The following is a 17,201-nucleotide window of genomic DNA, read 5'->3' on the forward strand; positions in this document are numbered from 1 at the left end:
AACGCTTTACTACGACAATGCGTCTAATCAGTTGACATTGCTATTCAGCCACCTTATATATATATTTAAGGAAGAATTTTTACCCCCTCCCATGGCCCGAACGTTCTACGTGCCTCGCTTCCGGATCGTGCTGTTCTGCATCGGCACGGTTGGCTCTCTCACTGCTTTTTATCCTGATAAACTTTCGCTTCAGAAGGTATTTGCCCGTATTAACGACGAGGTAAAAATTCATAGCCGGGCTTACGAAACGCTTGCCGATGCGACTCAACAAGTGGGCCACCGGCTTACTGGCAGTTCGAACGGCACTCGCGCTGAAGCCTATGCGTTTGACCTGCTATCATCTTATGGCTTTAAAGACATCAGGTATGAACCGTTTGAAGTCGAAGCCTGGACCCGCGACACCGTTACGTTGTCGGTGGTACCGTACCGGAGCGATAATTTTCGGGACGTATCGGTTGTGGCCTTAGCCCACTCACCAATAGAAGCGCACATACAGGGCGAGATTGTCGATGTGGGCAATGGTCTGGAAGGTGATTTTGCCGCGCTCAAAGACAAGCTAAAGGGTAAAGTAGCCCTGGTAAACATTGGTCTGGCGGCTCCAGCCAAAGGTGCCCGCAACCTGCATCGATCCGAAAAAACAGCACTGGCTATTCAGTATGGAGCTTCGGGGGTTATTATGGTCAATCTGGTGCCCGGCAACGTATTGTTGACCGGAACAGCTTCCGTAACCGGCAAATTGATTCCAATTCCGTCTGTTTGCATTTCGCTCGAAAGTGGACAGGCCATTCGGTCCTGGATGCAGGAAGAACGTAGTCCGCTGCATGCCGTCATTGACATGACGAATGTGAGCCGCAAAATTCGCGCTCGTAACGTAGTGGCCACCCTCAGCGGCACAAAATTTCCGGAGGAAAAAATCATTGTCGGCGGTCATCTCGATTCCTGGGACCTGGCAACTGGCGCCATCGACAATGGCATCGGCTCCTTTGCGGTCATGGACATTGCCCGTACGTTTAAAGCGTTGAAAATCAAACCGAAACGTACGGTTGAATTTGTTCTGTTTATGGGTGAAGAACAGGGGCTGCTCGGGTCACGGGCCATGGTTGACGAGCTAAAGCAGTCGGGTCAGCTGGACAAAGTACGGTATATGATGAACCTCGACATGACGAATGACCCAACGGGCATCAATGCCTTTGGACGGTCGGATATTGTTCCGTTTTTGAATACCGTTGGCGAAACGATGAAACAGGTTGAACCCGCCTTTGCCAATCAGATGCAGAATCAGGCGGGTCTCCACTCCGATCATCAGCCGTTTATGCTTGAAGGTGTACCCGTTGTGGGCATGAATGGACATCTTAGCCGAGAGGTGCTCGATTGCTATCATGCCAACTGCGACCACATAAACCTTGTGAATGCCGATCAGTTGAAGAATACGGTACGTTATGCAACCATGCTTCTATACGCCCTAGCTGATGCCGACGACATTCCCACGCGCCGGCAGACTGATAGCCAAACGCGCGATTTTCTGGTAACTCAGGGACTTCGGACGCCCCTGCAAATTGCCAACGAATGGCGCTGGAAAGAGTAAATCCATTATAGCTTTGGCGACTATTTTTTACCGGTAAAAAATCTTTCTAATAAAGGTTTTGACGTTGTAGGCACAGGACATAATGTTTGTGTTTCTTTGTAAATGCATTGCTTCCTAACCCATCATGGCTAAAAACACTTTCCGGGAGCCCGAACGTATCGCTCAGCAGGCCCAGCAAAAAAAGCAGCGTCGTAAGCTTAAACTGGCATCGTGGCTGAACAACTTCATTGGGTTAGACCGCCTGTTTGGTGAAGACAATAGCTGGCCTATCCGCCATATCGACCGGATTCTGTGGGTTACGTTTCTGTTGATTTTATACATTGGCTTGAATCACAATGCCGAACGGCTGGTCCGGCGGATTCAACGCATGACCACTCAGGTTGATGAGCTACGGTCGCAGTTTACCGTTCTACAGGCCGATTTTAACCGGAGCGGCAAACAATCTGAAATTAGTAAGCGAGTAGCCGCTCTCGGCCTTACCGACAGCCAGACTCCTCCTCATAAAATTGTTGTGAAAACCGATGAACATTAAGCAGGACATTATTCAGCGGGCCAATCACGTCTTCTACGTTGTCATTGTTCTCGCGTTTGGCGTTATCGCGAGGCTTGTGTATGTGCAATATTTCCAGACCTTCAAAGGTAAGTTCTGGAGTGAGCGCGTGGCGGCTACTCTTATCCAGCGTGACACGATCCGGGCCATGCGTGGCAACATCTATGCGAACGATGGAAGTCTGCTTGCCACTTCGCTTCCAACGTATGTTGTTGGTTTAGACCCAACTATGGCCAAGCCCGATTACTTCAACAAAAAAGTAGATTCGCTGGGGCTGCTGCTGTCGCGTGTTTATAAGGATCGCTCCGCCCGTGATTATACAGACCTGGTTCGTGATGCCCGCTCCAGAAAGCGCCGTTACGTTCTGCTGAACCGCCGTCGGGTATCCTTCGAGGAACGACAGGAAATGTTGAAATGGCCTTTCTTTCGGTCATCGACGAAAGTAGCCGCTCGGGGAGGTGTATTACGCCCATACTACGAACGTTACCACCCATACGCCCGAATGGCGGAACGTACCATCGGCAATCTGGATGCTAAAACAGGGCGTGGGCTGATCGGTCTGGAGGCAAGTTTTCAGCCTATTCTGGCGGGTAAAAATGCCGTCGGGTTGGTTGAAGTACTGGCAGGAGGCATACGCAAGCCCGTGAACGACGGCCCCGATATGAGACCCGAGCCGGGGATGGACCTGTATACAACAATTGATGTCAACTTTCAGGACATGGCCGAATCCGCTCTGCACGACGCTCTTGAAAAATATCAGGCGGATAAAGGGTGCGTAATTGTAATGGAAGTGGCTACCGGCGAAATCCGGGCGATGGCTAACCTAACCCGCCGAGGAGATCGGTACGTCGAAAATTTCAATCATGCTCTGGCAGGCCGCACGGACCCCGGCTCTACATTCAAATTAGCCACTATGATGGCCCTGATGGAGGAAAAAGCGATTTCATTGAATCAGACGGTCGAAACGGGCCACCAGGCGGTACGTTATAATGGCCTGCGTATAGCTGATTCCAACGGGGGCGGTTCGGGAACCATCACGGCCAGACAGGTTTTTGAAAAATCGTCCAATATCGGCACTCACTTGCTGATGCGTAGCTATTTCTATAGTCGGCCTGATCTGTATTGCCAATACCTTCGTCAGTTTCGCTTAACCAAACCAACGGGTATTCACATGAAAGGTGAAGCGACTCCTGTGGTGCGTAATCCTGATATGAAAGGCTGGAGCAAATATTCGCTTCCGTCCATGTCGTATGGGTATGAGATGCAAATCACTCCGCTGCAAATGCTCACGTTTTATAACACTGTTGCTAACGGAGGCCACTGGGTACGGCCATTGATTGTCAAGCAGATCAAACTTGCCGATGAAATTATTGAAGACAACAAACCGTATGTAGATCCGAAGCCGATCTGTTCTCAGGAAACGATTCGCAAAGCGCAGGAACTTCTGCGTGGGGTGGTTGAACATGGAACAGCCAAACACATCAATAATCCGCATTACGGTATTGCCGGAAAAACGGGGACGGCGCAGAAAATTATCAATGGACAGTATCAGCCCGGTCGGTATTACACCTCGTTTATTGGCTATTTCCCGGCTGATAAACCCAAGTACAGCATGATTACGGTTGTAGATAACCCTCACCAGGGCGAAAACAAAGGGAGTTTGTATGCAGGAGCCGTTTCGGCGCCGGTATTCAAAGCCGTAGCGGATCGGATTGTCGCTTACGACATTCGGATGCATGCCCCTATCCGGGTGAATACGTCGCAGCCTCAGTCATCGACAGGATTGCTGGCAGGTTATGCCGAGGACCTGCACACGATTGGTTCTACGCTTAATCTACGTAATGAACCGTCTACAGAAGGATGGGTTGAAACCACGGAAGATGGCCACTGGAAATCCCGGCCGACCCGATCCGATCAGGTACCCGACGTACGAGGGTTGAGTTTACGGGATGCTTTGTTTCTGCTCGAAAATCGCGGGTTCCGTGTATTGGTCGAAGGCCGTGGGAAAGTCAAAGAGCAGTCTGTGGAGCCGGGCGCTGCTACAATTAAAACAGCTCAGAAAGTAATCACACTCACCCTCGGGTAAGCGTCGTTACGTAAAAAATTAGGTAGTCCCATCCTCAATCCGTTTTTTTGCAGGCGACAAACGAACAGTCAGTTCGTCGTTACGTATGCAACTCAAAGACCTTTTTTATAAAATTCCTCTGTTAGCTACCTCGGGTAGCATGAGCACCGAGATTACGAATCTAACCATGGACTCGCGTAAGGCGGGTCCTGGAAGTTTGTTCGTAGCCGTGCGGGGTACCGTTACAGATGGGCACAAGTTTATTGAAACAGCTGTTCGTCAGGGTGCAGCTGCCATCTTATGTGAAGAGTTTCCGGCTGAAATTAATCAGGCTATTTCTTACGTTCAGGTACAGGATTCCGCCCGAACTATGGGCTTGGCAGCAGCCATTTTTTTTGGTCATCCTTCGAAAAAACTCAAGCTGGTTGGCGTTACGGGCACTAATGGCAAGACCTCGGTAGCTACCCTCCTGTTTCGTCTCTTTCGGTCGCTAGGATATCGATGCGGACTGTTATCAACCGTTCAGAACCAGATTGATGATGAGGTTATTCCGACCACGCACACTACTCCCGACGCCATAACCACAAGTGAATTGCTCACCCGAATGCTCAATCATGGGTGCACACACGTATTTATGGAAGTAAGTTCACATGCTGTAGTGCAGGAACGGATTACAGGCTTAACGTTTGCGGGTGGCATTTTCACGAACATTACCCACGATCACCTTGATTTCCACGGTACATTCGATAACTATATACGGGCAAAAAAAGGCTTTTTTGACCAGTTACCCGCTTCAGCTTTTGCGCTGACCAATGTAGACGATAAGCGCGGACTGGTGATGCTCCAGAATACAGCCGCCCGTAAGGAAACCTATTCTCTAAAAACGCTGGCTACGTTTAAAGGTAAAATCATTGCCGACAGTTTGTTTGGGCTGCATATGCAGGTCGATCAACATGAGGTATGGTTTAAGCTGATTGGCCGTTTTAATGCGTACAATATTCTGTGTGTTTATGGAGCGGCCAGTTTGCTGGGCGAAAAACCCGACGATGTTCTTACGTTATTATCGGGTATTACTCCACCTCCCGGACGTTTTGAGCAGGTAGTTTCAGACGATAAGATTGTCGGCATTGTCGATTACGCGCATACCCCTGATGCGTTGCAGAACGTACTGGAAACAATCAATGGACTACGTCAGGATAACGAGCAGATTATCACGGTTGTCGGTTGTGGAGGAAATCGCGACGCAGCCAAACGACCACTTATGGCCGAGATTGCCTGTCAGTTCAGCAACCGCGTGATTCTAACGTCCGATAATCCGCGTAACGAAGATCCGATGGCCATTCTTGAACAGATGCAGGCGGGTGTACCACCCGTCGATTTTAAAAAAACCCAAACCATCGAAGATCGACACGAAGCGATCCGGAAGGCCGTATCACTGGCCCAGCCCCACGATATTATTCTGGTAGCCGGAAAAGGACACGAAACGTATCAGGAAATCAAAGGCGTCAAATACAACTTCGACGATCGGGTCATGCTGCGTGAAGCTTTCGCAGAACGCGGAAATCAGTAACTTTGGCACATGTATAATTTTGAATGATTGAATGATTGACTGATTGAATAAAGCGAGACGGCTATTCAATCAGTCAATCATTCAATCATTCAATCATTCTCCTCTATGCTCTATTACCTATTCCAGTTTCTTGACGAACGCTACAATTTCCCCGGCGCTGGGGTTTTCCAATATATTTCGTTTCGGGCGCTTGGTGCCGTTGTTACGTCGTTACTGATCGCAGCCGTGTTCGGTCGGAAAATCATCGATATCCTTCGTAATCTTCAGATTGGTGAATCCATCCGCGATCTGGGTCTGGAAGGCCAGATGCAGAAACGGGGGACGCCTACCATGGGCGGATTTATTATTCTGGCGTCACTGCTGATTCCGGCTTTACTCTTTGCCAAACTGTCAAACGTATACGTCGTACTGGCCCTCGTCTCAACCGTCTGGACGGGTCTGATCGGCTTTCTGGATGATTACATAAAAGTTTTTCGCAAGAATAAAGAGGGACTACAAGGCAAGTTTAAAGTAGTTGGTCAGGTTGGGCTGGGGTTAATCGTCGGATTGACCCTGTATTTTAATGACTACGTTAAAATCCGTAAATATGCCCCCCGTCGGCTCAACACGTCCGATGTACCAGACGTCTATACAGACATTAAATCTACGCTGACAACGGTTCCCTTTGTCAAGAACATTGATTTCGACTATAGCTCTTTACTGTTTGGTTTTCTGCCGGATAGCTACACCTGGATCGTCTATGTACTGGTCTGCATCTTTGTCGTTACGTTCATTTCCAATGGTGCAAACATCACAGATGGCATCGACGGGCTGGCCGCAGGGTCATCGGTCATAATTGGACTGACGTTGGCGATACTTGCCTGGCTGTCGAGCAACAAAATTGCCTCTCAGTACCTGACAATTATGTATATTCCTAATTCCGGGGAGCTGGTAATTTTCTGTGCCGCCTTTATGGGTGCCTGCGTCGGGTTTTTGTGGTACAACTCCTACCCTGCTCAGGTTTTCATGGGCGACACTGGCAGTCTGATGCTTGGTGGAGTCATTGCTGTTTTGTTTCTGGCCATACGAAAAGAACTGATGATTCCACTCGTCTGCGGGATTTTTCTGGCCGAGAATCTGTCTGTGATTATTCAGGTCACCTATTTTAAATACACCAAAAGCAAGTACGGTGAAGGCCGACGAGTTTTTCTGATGGCCCCCTTACACCACCATTTTCAGAAGAAAGGGTATCACGAAGCTAAAATTGTGACTCGTTTGTGGATTGTCGGTATCATTCTGGCGGTTTTGGCATTAGCTACGCTGAAGCTGCGGTAAGAATGAATTCCTAGTATATCCTTGTTTTTCAGCCTTATATCGCCTATATTTGCACTCCCGTTTCAGAACGGGCCACTTATTTATGTGGATAATCAACTAGAAATCAACCAATTAGTCTCCATAAAGTGAATACGCTCAGTTACAAAACCATCTCTGCCAACAAAGAAACGGCGCAGAAGGAATGGGTTGTGGTTGACGCTCAGGGTGAAGTGCTCGGTCGGCTGGCCAGCCAAATCGCACACCTGATTCGCGGCAAACACAAAACCAACTTCACCCCGCATGTTGACTGCGGAGATAACGTGATCGTCATCAATGCCGAAAAGGTGCGCCTGACAGGTGCTAAGATGACCGACAAAGTTTACGTTCGCCACACGGGTTATCCCGGCGGTCAGCGCTTCGCATCGCCCCGGTTGCTGCTTGAAAAGCACCCCGAACGCATCATCGAACATGCCGTGAAAGGTATGTTGCCGAAAAATCGGCTTGGTCGGCGGTTGTACACCAACCTGTACGTTTATGCTGGTGATCAGCACCCACATGAGGCTCAACAACCTAAAGCCGTTAAATTCTAAGTCATAATGGATCGTATCAATACCATTGGTCGCCGTAAAACTGCCATCTCCCGCATCTATTTGTCGGCTGGTAGCGGGGCCATCTCGGTAAACGGAAAGGATTACAAACAATACTTTCCTACCGAAGTACTGCAAATCATTCTGAACCAACCCTTCGCCAGCATTAACGGTGTTGGTGGCTACGACGTAAAAGTGAACGTTCGTGGTGGTGGCGTAGCTGGTCAGGCCGAAGCAACCCGTATGGCGATCGCTCGTGCGCTGGTTGAATTGAACGCAGATTTTCGTCCGGCTCTTAAGAAAGAAGGATTCCTGACACGGGATTCACGCATGGTTGAACGGAAGAAATATGGCCGTCGGAAAGCTCGTCGTCGGTTCCAGTTCTCGAAACGTTAATATGCACGGCGTCTGGCGCATGGCGCATGGATTTTTCCAGCCCCACGCACCCAGCACCTTGCTTTTTCGTCCAGACTGCGCTTAGATGATGCCGATGCGTGGTGCTGCGTACATTTTTTAATCATCATTTTATATTGTTCATTTCAGAAAATGGCACAAATCGAATATAAAGACCTCTTAGACGCTGGTGTGCATTTCGGACACCTTACGCGGAAGTGGGACCCCCGGATGGCTCCGTATATCTTCATGGAGAAAAACGGCATCCATATTATTGACCTTAACAAAACAGTTGCTGCACTTGACGAAGCGTCTAATGCCATCAGAGGTATTGTTCGCTCAGGTCGCAAAGTGTTGTTCGTAGCTACGAAGAAGCAGGCACAGGAAATTGTTTCGGAAGAAGCACGTCGCCTGAAAATGCCTTACGTAACTGAACGCTGGCAGGGCGGGATGCTTACGAACTTCGCTACGATACGTAAGTCGCTGAAGAAAATGCAATCGCTGGATAAAATGCTGAAAGACGAGGAGACCGTTAAAGGCATTGCAAAGCGTGAGCGTTTGACTCGTACTCGCGATAAAGAGAAACTGGAGCGCGTATTGGGCGGTATTGCCGACCTGACGCGTTTACCAGCCGCTTTGTTTATCGTCGACGTAAAGCGCGAACACATTGCTGTAGCCGAAGCACACCGTTTGGGTATCCCTGTATTTGCTATCTGCGATACAAACTCGAACCCGGATGCGGTAGACTTCGCTATTCCTGCAAATGATGATGCTTACAAGTCTATTTCGCTGATTACACTCGCCATCGGTAAGGCTATTGAAGAAGGTCTGATGGAGCGTAAACAGGATAAAGACGATCAGCGGATTCAGGAGGAGGAAGAAGCCAAGCGTAGTGAAGACCAGACGCAGGCTCGTTCTAAAGAAGAAGCGCAACCTGAAGCAGAAGCAACTACAGCCGCTGTTGCTGAAGACGAACAGGAAGCATAAAAAGGGTTATAGAGTTAGTCAGTTATAAAATTGTATAGTTCGCTACAGGCGACAATTTGATAACTCGCAACTGTAAAACTTTATAACTAACAAAATAGCCCGTAGCAACTGCTATGGGCTATTCCATTTCAGTATAGAACCTAGAGTTGCCAAATGATTTTTGGCGATTTAAATCAATAACTACCTTTTATTATGGCAATTACTGCTGCTGACGTAAATAAACTTCGGCAAGAGACCGGAGCCGGTATGATGGACTGCAAAAAAGCCCTGACCGAAGCTGACGGCGATTTCGAAAAAGCAAAAGAAATTCTGCGTAAACAGGGTCAAAAAATAGCCGACAAACGGGCCGATAACGCTACTGCTGAAGGAATTGTGCTTGCTCACGTTAGCCCTGATGGTAAATCAGGCAAAGTGATCGCGCTGGCTTGCGAAACAGAACCCGTATCGAAAGTTGCTGATTTCCAGAATCTGGCAATGGCTATCATTAGCACAGCGGTTGCTACCGACGCTAGTGACAAAGCCACCCTGCTGGCTACTCCCCAAGCTGATGGTCGTCCATTACAGGATCACATTACAGACTTGATGGGTAAAATCGGTGAAAAAATTGACGTATCTGCTTTCGAAACTGTATCTGCTGATAAAGTCGTTTCGTATATCCACTCAAACGGAAAGCTGGGCGTTCTGGTTGGCTTAACTAATACAAACGGAACAGACGTAACGGAAGTCGGTAAAGATATCGCCATGCAGATTGCTGCCATGAAGCCGGTTGCGCTTGACAAAGATGGCGTTGATGCTACCATTGTACAACGGGAAATCGAGATTGGTAAAGAACAAGCTCGTCAGGAAGGAAAGCCTGAAGCAATGCTCGAAAAAATTGCAATGGGTAAACTGAACAAGTTTTATAAAGAAAACACCCTGCTGAATCAGGAGTTTGTTAAAGATAACTCGCTGACTATTTCACAGTTATTAGAGAAAACCAGCAAAGGACTGGCTGTCTCAGCATTCAAACGTGTAGCCATTGGTTAATCGTTTAGCTTTCTTTTTCGTTGAAAATGCCCGGTTGTTTAGCCGGGCATTTTTTGTTTCTATAAAATTCGTTCGTGAACCTTCGGGCTTAAAAAATGGGCAATCAATTTATAAAACTGCAAACTACATAGGCTCAGTAATTCTTTTTAATTTATTAATTTTACATATAAATATTATTTAATTTGACCGATTGAATCAAATAATACGGGCATGTTACTTTTATATGACTTTCTCGTCTAACTAGCCACTACCATACAAAATGCAGCATTTTTCGGACGAGGAGTTGGTTCGGTTGTATGTCGAGACTCAACGCAATACTTATTTTGAGAAGATATACGAACGTTATTGCGACAAAGTATATCGTAAATGTTTGTCTTTCACAAAAGATCCGGTTCGTGCTGAAGACCTGACTCACGATATTTTTCTAAAACTAGTTGTTAAGCTAAGCAGTTTTCGCGAGCAGGCGAAGTTTTCTACCTGGCTCTATTCCATTACGTACAATTACTGCACCGACCAGCTACGTTCCCACAACATGCGCCGGGAAGTGCATGTAGATGATAATTGGGAGCGCCTGGATATAGAATCGGACGACGGATTAGCTGAATTGGCTGAAATGGAATCGCGACAACTGGAGCGTGCTTTGCAACAGCTTGCGCCGGAAGAGCAAACGATCTTACTGATGAAATATCAGGATGATATCAGCATTCGTGACATTGCTACTATCAATGGATTAACAGAAAGCGCCGTAAAAATGCGGCTCAAGCGTTCGCGCGATAAGCTTCGCAAGAGCTATCTGGAAAGCGCTGTTTTCTGGCTATTGCTAGCTATCAAAGTTGCCCTATCGATTCGTTGGCCCTTCCGATGACTTTGCTACTATGGAGAATTTAAACCCATTCAAAGACCTCGAATCGGATGAGATTTGCCCGCCAAATCTGAAAAACGAGCTGATATCAGAAATCGATCTTATTCGGAATGCCGCAACAGTTATAGAACTATACATAGGCGACCTGTTCGGTCTGGCTTCAGTTCTCGTTAATCCCAATCATGTAACCACCGACGATCAAAACTCCCGCAATGAAACAACTTCCTGAATTAGCTGACGTATTACGCAATACGTTTCAAAACCTTATTGATCAGTTTGTTGAATTCGTGCCGCGTTTGCTTGGTGCAATAGTCATCTTACTGATTGGAATTGGCTTTGCAAGGCTGGTTGCGCTCATTGTTCGACGGATACTCGACAAAGTAGGTTTCGACAAAATTGGCAATCGCCTGAATGAAATCAGCATCATTAAACAATTAAAGACTGAAATTAAATTAAGCGAAATCGTCGCTAAAGTTCTTTATTACTTTATACTGCTGGTATTCATCAAAGCCGCCACCGAAAAACTAGGCGTAGCAGCCATAAGTGAGATGGTTGCGTCGCTGATTAATTTCATTCCTAAGCTAATTGCGGCAGCCATTATGCTACAGGTGGGCGTTCTGGTGGCTGATGCCTTACGTAGTGCTGTATTTAGTTTGTGTCAGTCATTCAATATTGCCTCCGGTCGGCTATTAAGTATGATTGTCTTTATTTTTTTCCTGATTATCACGGTTATAAGCGCTTTAGGACAGGCAGGCATAAATACGGAGTTGCTCGAATCGAGCTTTAACCTCATCATTGGTGGAGTCATCTTTGCCTTTGCCATCGGTTATGGAGTGGCCTCGCGCGACATTATGGCTAATATTCTGTCCTCGTTTTATACAAAAAATAAATATAAAGAAGGGCAGGTTGTCCAGATTGATGAGATTAAAGGAGAAATCGTAAAAATTGATACCATGTCGCTGACGCTACGTACCGGCGATACAACAACCGTTATTCCCCTGCAGTCGCTGCAAACGAAAAAGGTAGAAATTTTTCAATAATTAACTGCTTTACAATACATTGCCACATCATCCAACTAGTATTTCAGACAACTTATGAAAAAATATATCCTATCAATACTTTTCATTGGACTTGGTTTGGGTAGGTTGATAGCACAGGATTCCACCCGAGTCACTACTAACTTTAAGGATACGGTATCCGTGAAACCTGATACGTCTTACTGGCAGAAATCGTTTAGCGGTGGTGTCAATTTTAATCAGACTTCGTTCAGCAATTGGTCGGGAGGAGGTGTTAACTCTATGGCACTCGGTGCAGCCATAGCCGCGCGGGCACTTTATGAAAAGGGCAAAACTTCCTGGGATAATACGGCTGACCTGCAATTAGGCTACGTAACACAACTAGGCGTTACCCGTAAGTCGGCTGATCAAATCATACTCATTTCGGTACTTGGCCACAAAATTGCCCCGAAATGGGACTTATTTGTTTCCGGAACGTTCAACACATTCTTTGCTCCAGGCTATCGCTACGACAAACTTCCGACAGATCAAACCCGTCTGCGCGTATCAAATTTCTTTGCCCCTGCACAGCTGACCCTGTCGGCTGGTATTGCCTTTAAGCCCAATGACTGGTTCTCATTACGTATGAGCCCCATCGCTCCCCGCTTTACCTTTCTGTCTGATCAGGGAGTTCGGGTGAGTGCTGATCCAGTGACTGGCCTTTACGTTCCTAACCCTAACGTAACGGTTTATGGTGTACCGCCGGGCCAGAAGAGCCGTACGGAGTGGTTAGCGTTTCAATTGCAAACCGTAATCAACCGGAATCTGACCGAAAATATTTCATTGAATGCGCGCTATCAGCTTTTCACCGAGTACGCCCATCTTGACAACATCAATCACCGGCTCGATTTGCTCTTGACAGCGAAAATAAATCGGTATTTAAACACAACGTTTGGGCTCATTGCTCTGTACAATAAAGATTTTAGTGACAACCTGCAAATTCAGCAAACGCTGGCTATTGGATTGGTTTATAATCTTAGTAGTTTCCGTGGGCCAAAAGAACCCGATAAACCGAAAGACCCTAATGGCCGGTTTTGATTTGAACTGAGTACGTATTATTAAAGCTGAGTCCAATTATCTACTATAAACCAGAGAATCTTATGCTAAACGAGTTTCGTACATTTATTGCTCAGGGTAATGTCCTTGATTTGGCTGTCGGTGTGATCATTGGCGCAGCTTTCGGTAAAATCACTACGTCTTTAGTAGAAGATATAATCAATCCGGTGCTGGGGTTAATCCTGGGTGGTATTGATTTCAGCCAGTTGAAGCTTGTGCTTAAAGAAGCCGTCGGCACAACCCCTGAGGTTGCTATTCGGTATGGCAATTTTTTCAACACGCTGATTCAATTTTTGATCATTGCCTGGGTCGTTTTCTTAATCGTAAAACTGGCTAACCGTGCCCGTTTATCAAGCTCGCTGGCCTCTAAAGAATAGCGTTCCTTTAGAAAAATGATCGAAAAGCCCTGACTAATAGTCGGGGCTTCTTCATTTATGCGTTATTTTGCCGATAGTATACATTTGTTATGTCAGTTCAGAAAGTAGTCGTTCTTGGCGGGGGCGAAAGTGGTGTTGGTGCGGCACTACTGGCACAGGCTAAAGGCTTTGATGTCTTCCTGTCGGATAGAGGTGCGCTAAAAGAAAGTTACCGGACAGCACTCCAAACCGCCGGTATTTCCTTTGAAGAAGGCCAGCACTCCGAAGATCGGATTCTGGATGCCTCAGAAGTAATCAAAAGCCCCGGAATTCCGTCAACCGTACCGCTCGTTCAAAAACTTCGGGAGCAGGGTACTCCCGTTATTTCGGAAATTGAATTCGCGGCCCGTTATACTAAGGCTCGGCTTATCGGCATAACCGGTAGTAACGGAAAAACTACTACTACGCTGCTGACGTATCACCTGCTGAAAACAGCCGGATTTAATGTTGGGCTGGCTGGCAATGTCGGTGATAGTTTTGCCGAACAGGTTATTGCCGATACGTTCGATTACTTTGTGCTGGAGCTCAGCAGCTTTCAACTGGATGATATGTATGATACGCATCTCGATGTTATGGTGCTGCTCAATATTACACCAGATCATCTCGATCGTTACGGGTACAGTTTCCAGAATTACGTCGATTCTAAATTCAGAATCCTCCAGAATGCCCGACCCGACGATGATTTCATTTATTTCAACGAGAGTCAGCCCATTCTGGACGAATTAGCGAAGCGTAATCCTGCTGTTAACCGACTGCCAATTTCTTTGCAGACGCCTGTCGAAGAAGGTGGATGCCTGACGAATGGTACGTTGATCACAAAAACCAAGGAGCATTCAATTTCCGTTTCGCAGGCTGAAACGCCTTTACGTGGCCCACACAATGCCATTAATATGCTGGCAGCCATATTAGCGGCCCAATCGGTAGGTGCATCGAACGACGCCATTCTTGCCGGTTTGAAAACGTTTCAGAATGCCGCTCATCGACTTGAGCCCGCCGGTACGGTTAGTGGGATTCAATTTATCAATGACTCCAAGGCGACAAATGTTGACTCTGTTTATTACGCCTTGTCAAGCATGGATGCACCAACCATCTGGATCGCCGGGGGCCAGGATAAAGGTAATGATTATAGCCAGTTGGATGAAGTGGTCCGCCAGAAAGTGAAAGCCCTTATTTGCCTGGGTGTCGATAACCACAAATTAGTAGATTATTTCGGCAATACGATTTCTACAATTTATGAGACACAACGGGTTAGTGACGCTGTAGCGAAAGGACTGGAAATGGGGCAACCCGGCGATATTGTCTTGCTATCCCCTGCCTGCGCAAGTTTCGATTTATTTAAAAACTACGAAGACAGAGGGAATCAGTTTAAAGCAGCCGTCAAAAATTTAATGATAAGTGATAAATGATGAACATTTGCCGGTAAAAACATTCATCATTTATCATTCACTAATTCATCATTCAACAACATGGCTCTCCGCGAGTGGATACGTACGCATCTGAAAGGTGACCGCCAGATTTGGTGGATCGTCCTTTATTTATCAATAATGAGCGTATTGGTCGTGTACAGCGCGACAGGTACCAAAGCATTCCGCGAGCTTGACGGCAATACCGAAGTATTTCTCCTGAAACACGGCTCTCTGCTGTTTATTGGCCTGGCCTGCACCTATTTTGCTCACAAGATCAATTACGTTTATTACGCTCGTTTATCGAAATACGGACTTTGGCTATCGGTTCCTTTGCTATTATGGGCCTTTTTTAAAGGTACAAACCTGAACGAAGCCTCGCGATGGGTTACTATTCCGATTATCAATCAAACGTTTCAGCCATCCGATTTGGCAAAATTGGCGTTGATTTCAAATCTGGCGGCTATGCTGGCTAAACGTCAGCGTTTTATGAGTGATCCGAGCGTACTGTTCAATCTTATTCTGTGGATTGGTGTCATCTGCTCGCTCATTATACTCACCAATACCTCGACAGCTTTGCTGCTGGGCGCAACCTGCTTTTTACTGATGTATATCGGACGTGTTCCAGTACGTTACCTGGGCTATATGATCAGTGTTTGCGTACTGTTTGGGGGTATTGCGCTCTTAGCCGGGCAGCGGTTTGGTACAGCCACCAACCGGATTAAAAGCTTTATGGATTCCGACACGATTGTTTACCAGGTTGAACAATCCTATATCGCATTGGCTAATGGTGGGTTAACAGGACAGGGGCCAGGAAACAGTCACCAGCGTAATACGTTACCCAATCCCTTCTCTGACTTTATCTATGCCATTATTGTCGAAGAATATGGCCTTATTCTAGGGGTATCCCGGTTGTGCTGGCTTACATCTGGTTTTTGTGGCGAGGGATGAAAACACTCCAGAAAGCTACCCGGCCCTTTGGGGGGCTTTTGTCGGCAGGATTAACGTTTAGCATTGTCTTTCAGGCCTTCGCAAGTATTTGTGTGGCGATAGGTTTGGCGCCGGTAACGGGGCAACCCCTTCCTTTACTGAGTATGGGAGGAACGTCGCTCATATTCACGGGTTTAGCCATTGGCATTGTGCTTAGTGTCAGTAAGGAAGAGGCAGACGAGAGTAAAATTTAGATAGTCAATCAACAGGATTCGGTTTATAATTAGTAGCTAGAAATCGTTCTGCTGAGTACCGAAAATCATAATCAGAATGAAAATTATCATTAGCGGGGGCGGAACAGGTGGCCATATCTATCCGGCCATTGCCATTGCCAATGAGCTGAAATCCGTAGACCCAGCCACTGAAATTCTTTTTGTGGGAGCCGAGGGCAAAATGGAAATGGAGAAAGTACCCCGAGCAGGCTATACCATCGTGGGATTACCCGTAGTAGGAATAAAACGGGAACTGTCACTGGTGAATTTGGGCTTTCCGCTTAAGTTAGGACGTAGTCTGCTGCGCGCCCGCCAAATTGTCCGCGACTTCAAACCCGATGCGGCTGTGGGCGTAGGTGGTTATGCCAGTGGCCCTTTATTACTGGCAGCCTCGCTAAAGGGCATTCCCACGCTGATTCAGGAACAGAATTCGTACGCTGGCATAACAAATAAAATTCTGGCGCGCTGGGCAAAGCGGATTTGTGTGGCCTATCCAGGTATGGATGCTTTCTTTCCGGCCGAAAAAATCAAACTGACTGGTAATCCCGTTCGCAGTGATATTCAACTGGCCGACCAACAGGTCGAGGCTGGCCGAAAACTATTCGATTTAGAGGAAAACAGGTCAACGTTGCTCATCATTGGGGGAAGCCAGGGCGCACGTACCATTAATGAGAGTATAGAAGCAGGCTTAACGCGTTTTGTGGATGAAGGCATTCAGATAATCTGGCAAACGGGACCAGCCTTCATCGAACGGGCCCGTCAGGCTGTCGCTTCCGTTGGCTCACCGTTGATCAAAGCGTACGATTTCATCTATGACATGGATAAAGCGTATGCCGTAGCCAACGTAGTGGTGTCACGGGCGGGCGCGTTGTCAGTTTCTGAATTGTGTCTGGTAGGGCGCCCGGCGATTCTGGTCCCTTTTCCAGCAGCTGCCGAAGATCATCAGACCAAAAATGCAATGAGTCTGGTTGAACGTAACGCTGCCCTTTTAGTTAAAGACCATAGTGCACGCCAAGAATTGATTACGGCTGCACTAAACTTACTCAACAACCCCGCTCAGCAGAAACAGCTTAGTATCGAAATAAAAACGCTGGCCAAACCCAATGCCGCTCGCGACATTGCTCAGGAAGTAATAAAACTTATAAAATAAG

16 protein-coding genes and 1 pseudogene are annotated in these 17,201 nt (G+C 47.0%); all 17 read left to right on the forward strand.

Annotated features, from left to right (window positions below):
* Positions 1–91 precede the first annotated feature (91 nt).
* Positions 92–1,585, forward strand: a complete 1,494-nt coding sequence (locus LN737_RS01945) for a M20/M25/M40 family metallo-hydrolase (protein WP_405515751.1) — start codon at positions 92–94, stop codon at positions 1,583–1,585.
* A 124-nt stretch (positions 1,586–1,709) separates the two neighbouring features.
* A complete protein-coding gene (locus LN737_RS01950) occupies positions 1,710–2,117 on the forward strand; it encodes an FtsL-like putative cell division protein (protein ID WP_405515753.1) in 408 nt (135 codons plus the stop codon).
* The gene (locus LN737_RS01955) at positions 2,107–4,221 is read left to right on the forward strand and encodes a penicillin-binding protein (RefSeq protein ID WP_405515754.1); all 2,115 of its coding nucleotides are present in this window, start codon (positions 2,107–2,109) and stop codon (positions 4,219–4,221) included. The genes LN737_RS01950 and LN737_RS01955 overlap by 11 nt, the downstream gene beginning before the upstream one ends.
* A gap of 85 nt (positions 4,222–4,306) precedes the next feature.
* Entirely contained in the window at positions 4,307–5,770 is a 1,464-nt protein-coding gene (locus LN737_RS01960; RefSeq protein ID WP_405515756.1) for a UDP-N-acetylmuramoyl-L-alanyl-D-glutamate--2,6-diaminopimelate ligase, read from the forward strand.
* A gap of 105 nt (positions 5,771–5,875) precedes the next feature.
* Entirely contained in the window at positions 5,876–7,084 is a 1,209-nt protein-coding gene (gene mraY, locus LN737_RS01965) for a phospho-N-acetylmuramoyl-pentapeptide-transferase (protein WP_405515758.1), read from the forward strand.
* Positions 7,085–7,209: 125 nt separating this feature from the next.
* A complete protein-coding gene (gene rplM / locus LN737_RS01970; RefSeq protein ID WP_405515760.1) occupies positions 7,210–7,653 on the forward strand; it encodes a 50S ribosomal protein L13 in 444 nt (147 codons plus the stop codon).
* Positions 7,654–7,659: 6 nt separating this feature from the next.
* Positions 7,660–8,046: a 30S ribosomal protein S9 gene (gene rpsI, locus LN737_RS01975; RefSeq protein ID WP_405515762.1), complete on the forward strand. Its 387-nt coding sequence runs from the start codon at positions 7,660–7,662 to the stop codon at positions 8,044–8,046.
* Positions 8,047–8,196: 150 nt separating this feature from the next.
* Positions 8,197–9,030, forward strand: coding sequence for a 30S ribosomal protein S2 (gene rpsB / locus LN737_RS01980; RefSeq protein WP_405515764.1), 834 nt, complete (start codon positions 8,197–8,199; stop codon positions 9,028–9,030).
* A 192-nt stretch (positions 9,031–9,222) separates the two neighbouring features.
* Positions 9,223–10,056: a translation elongation factor Ts gene (gene tsf / locus LN737_RS01985; RefSeq protein ID WP_405515766.1), complete on the forward strand. Its 834-nt coding sequence runs from the start codon at positions 9,223–9,225 to the stop codon at positions 10,054–10,056.
* Positions 10,057–10,315: 259 nt separating this feature from the next.
* A complete protein-coding gene (locus LN737_RS01990; protein ID WP_405515768.1) occupies positions 10,316–10,921 on the forward strand; it encodes an RNA polymerase sigma factor in 606 nt (201 codons plus the stop codon).
* A 10-nt stretch (positions 10,922–10,931) separates the two neighbouring features.
* Complete coding sequence (locus LN737_RS01995; protein ID WP_405515770.1) at positions 10,932–11,147, forward strand: hypothetical protein; 216 nt, start codon at positions 10,932–10,934, stop codon at positions 11,145–11,147.
* On the forward strand, positions 11,131–11,958 hold the full coding sequence (locus LN737_RS02000) for a mechanosensitive ion channel family protein (RefSeq protein WP_405515772.1): 828 nt from the start codon (positions 11,131–11,133) through the stop codon (positions 11,956–11,958). Before LN737_RS01995 ends, LN737_RS02000 begins: the two co-directional genes overlap by 17 nt.
* Before the next feature lie 159 nt (positions 11,959–12,117).
* The gene (locus LN737_RS02005) at positions 12,118–13,011 is read left to right on the forward strand and encodes a DUF3078 domain-containing protein (protein WP_405515774.1); all 894 of its coding nucleotides are present in this window, start codon (positions 12,118–12,120) and stop codon (positions 13,009–13,011) included.
* Between the two features lie 62 nt (positions 13,012–13,073).
* Positions 13,074–13,406 (forward strand): large-conductance mechanosensitive channel protein MscL, encoded by a 333-nt coding sequence (gene mscL, locus LN737_RS02010; RefSeq protein WP_405515775.1) that lies wholly within the window; start codon positions 13,074–13,076, stop codon positions 13,404–13,406.
* A gap of 89 nt (positions 13,407–13,495) precedes the next feature.
* A complete protein-coding gene (gene murD / locus LN737_RS02015) occupies positions 13,496–14,851 on the forward strand; it encodes a UDP-N-acetylmuramoyl-L-alanine--D-glutamate ligase (protein ID WP_405515777.1) in 1,356 nt (451 codons plus the stop codon).
* A gap of 60 nt (positions 14,852–14,911) precedes the next feature.
* Positions 14,912–16,032 (forward strand): annotated as a pseudogene (locus LN737_RS02020) (FtsW/RodA/SpoVE family cell cycle protein).
* 76 nt (positions 16,033–16,108) lie between these two features.
* The gene (gene murG, locus LN737_RS02025) at positions 16,109–17,200 is read left to right on the forward strand and encodes an undecaprenyldiphospho-muramoylpentapeptide beta-N-acetylglucosaminyltransferase (protein ID WP_405515779.1); all 1,092 of its coding nucleotides are present in this window, start codon (positions 16,109–16,111) and stop codon (positions 17,198–17,200) included.
* Position 17,201: the final 1 nt, after the last annotated feature.

This window comes from Spirosoma sp. KNUC1025, assembly GCF_045160025.1.
GTDB lineage: Bacteria > Bacteroidota > Bacteroidia > Cytophagales > Spirosomataceae > Spirosoma.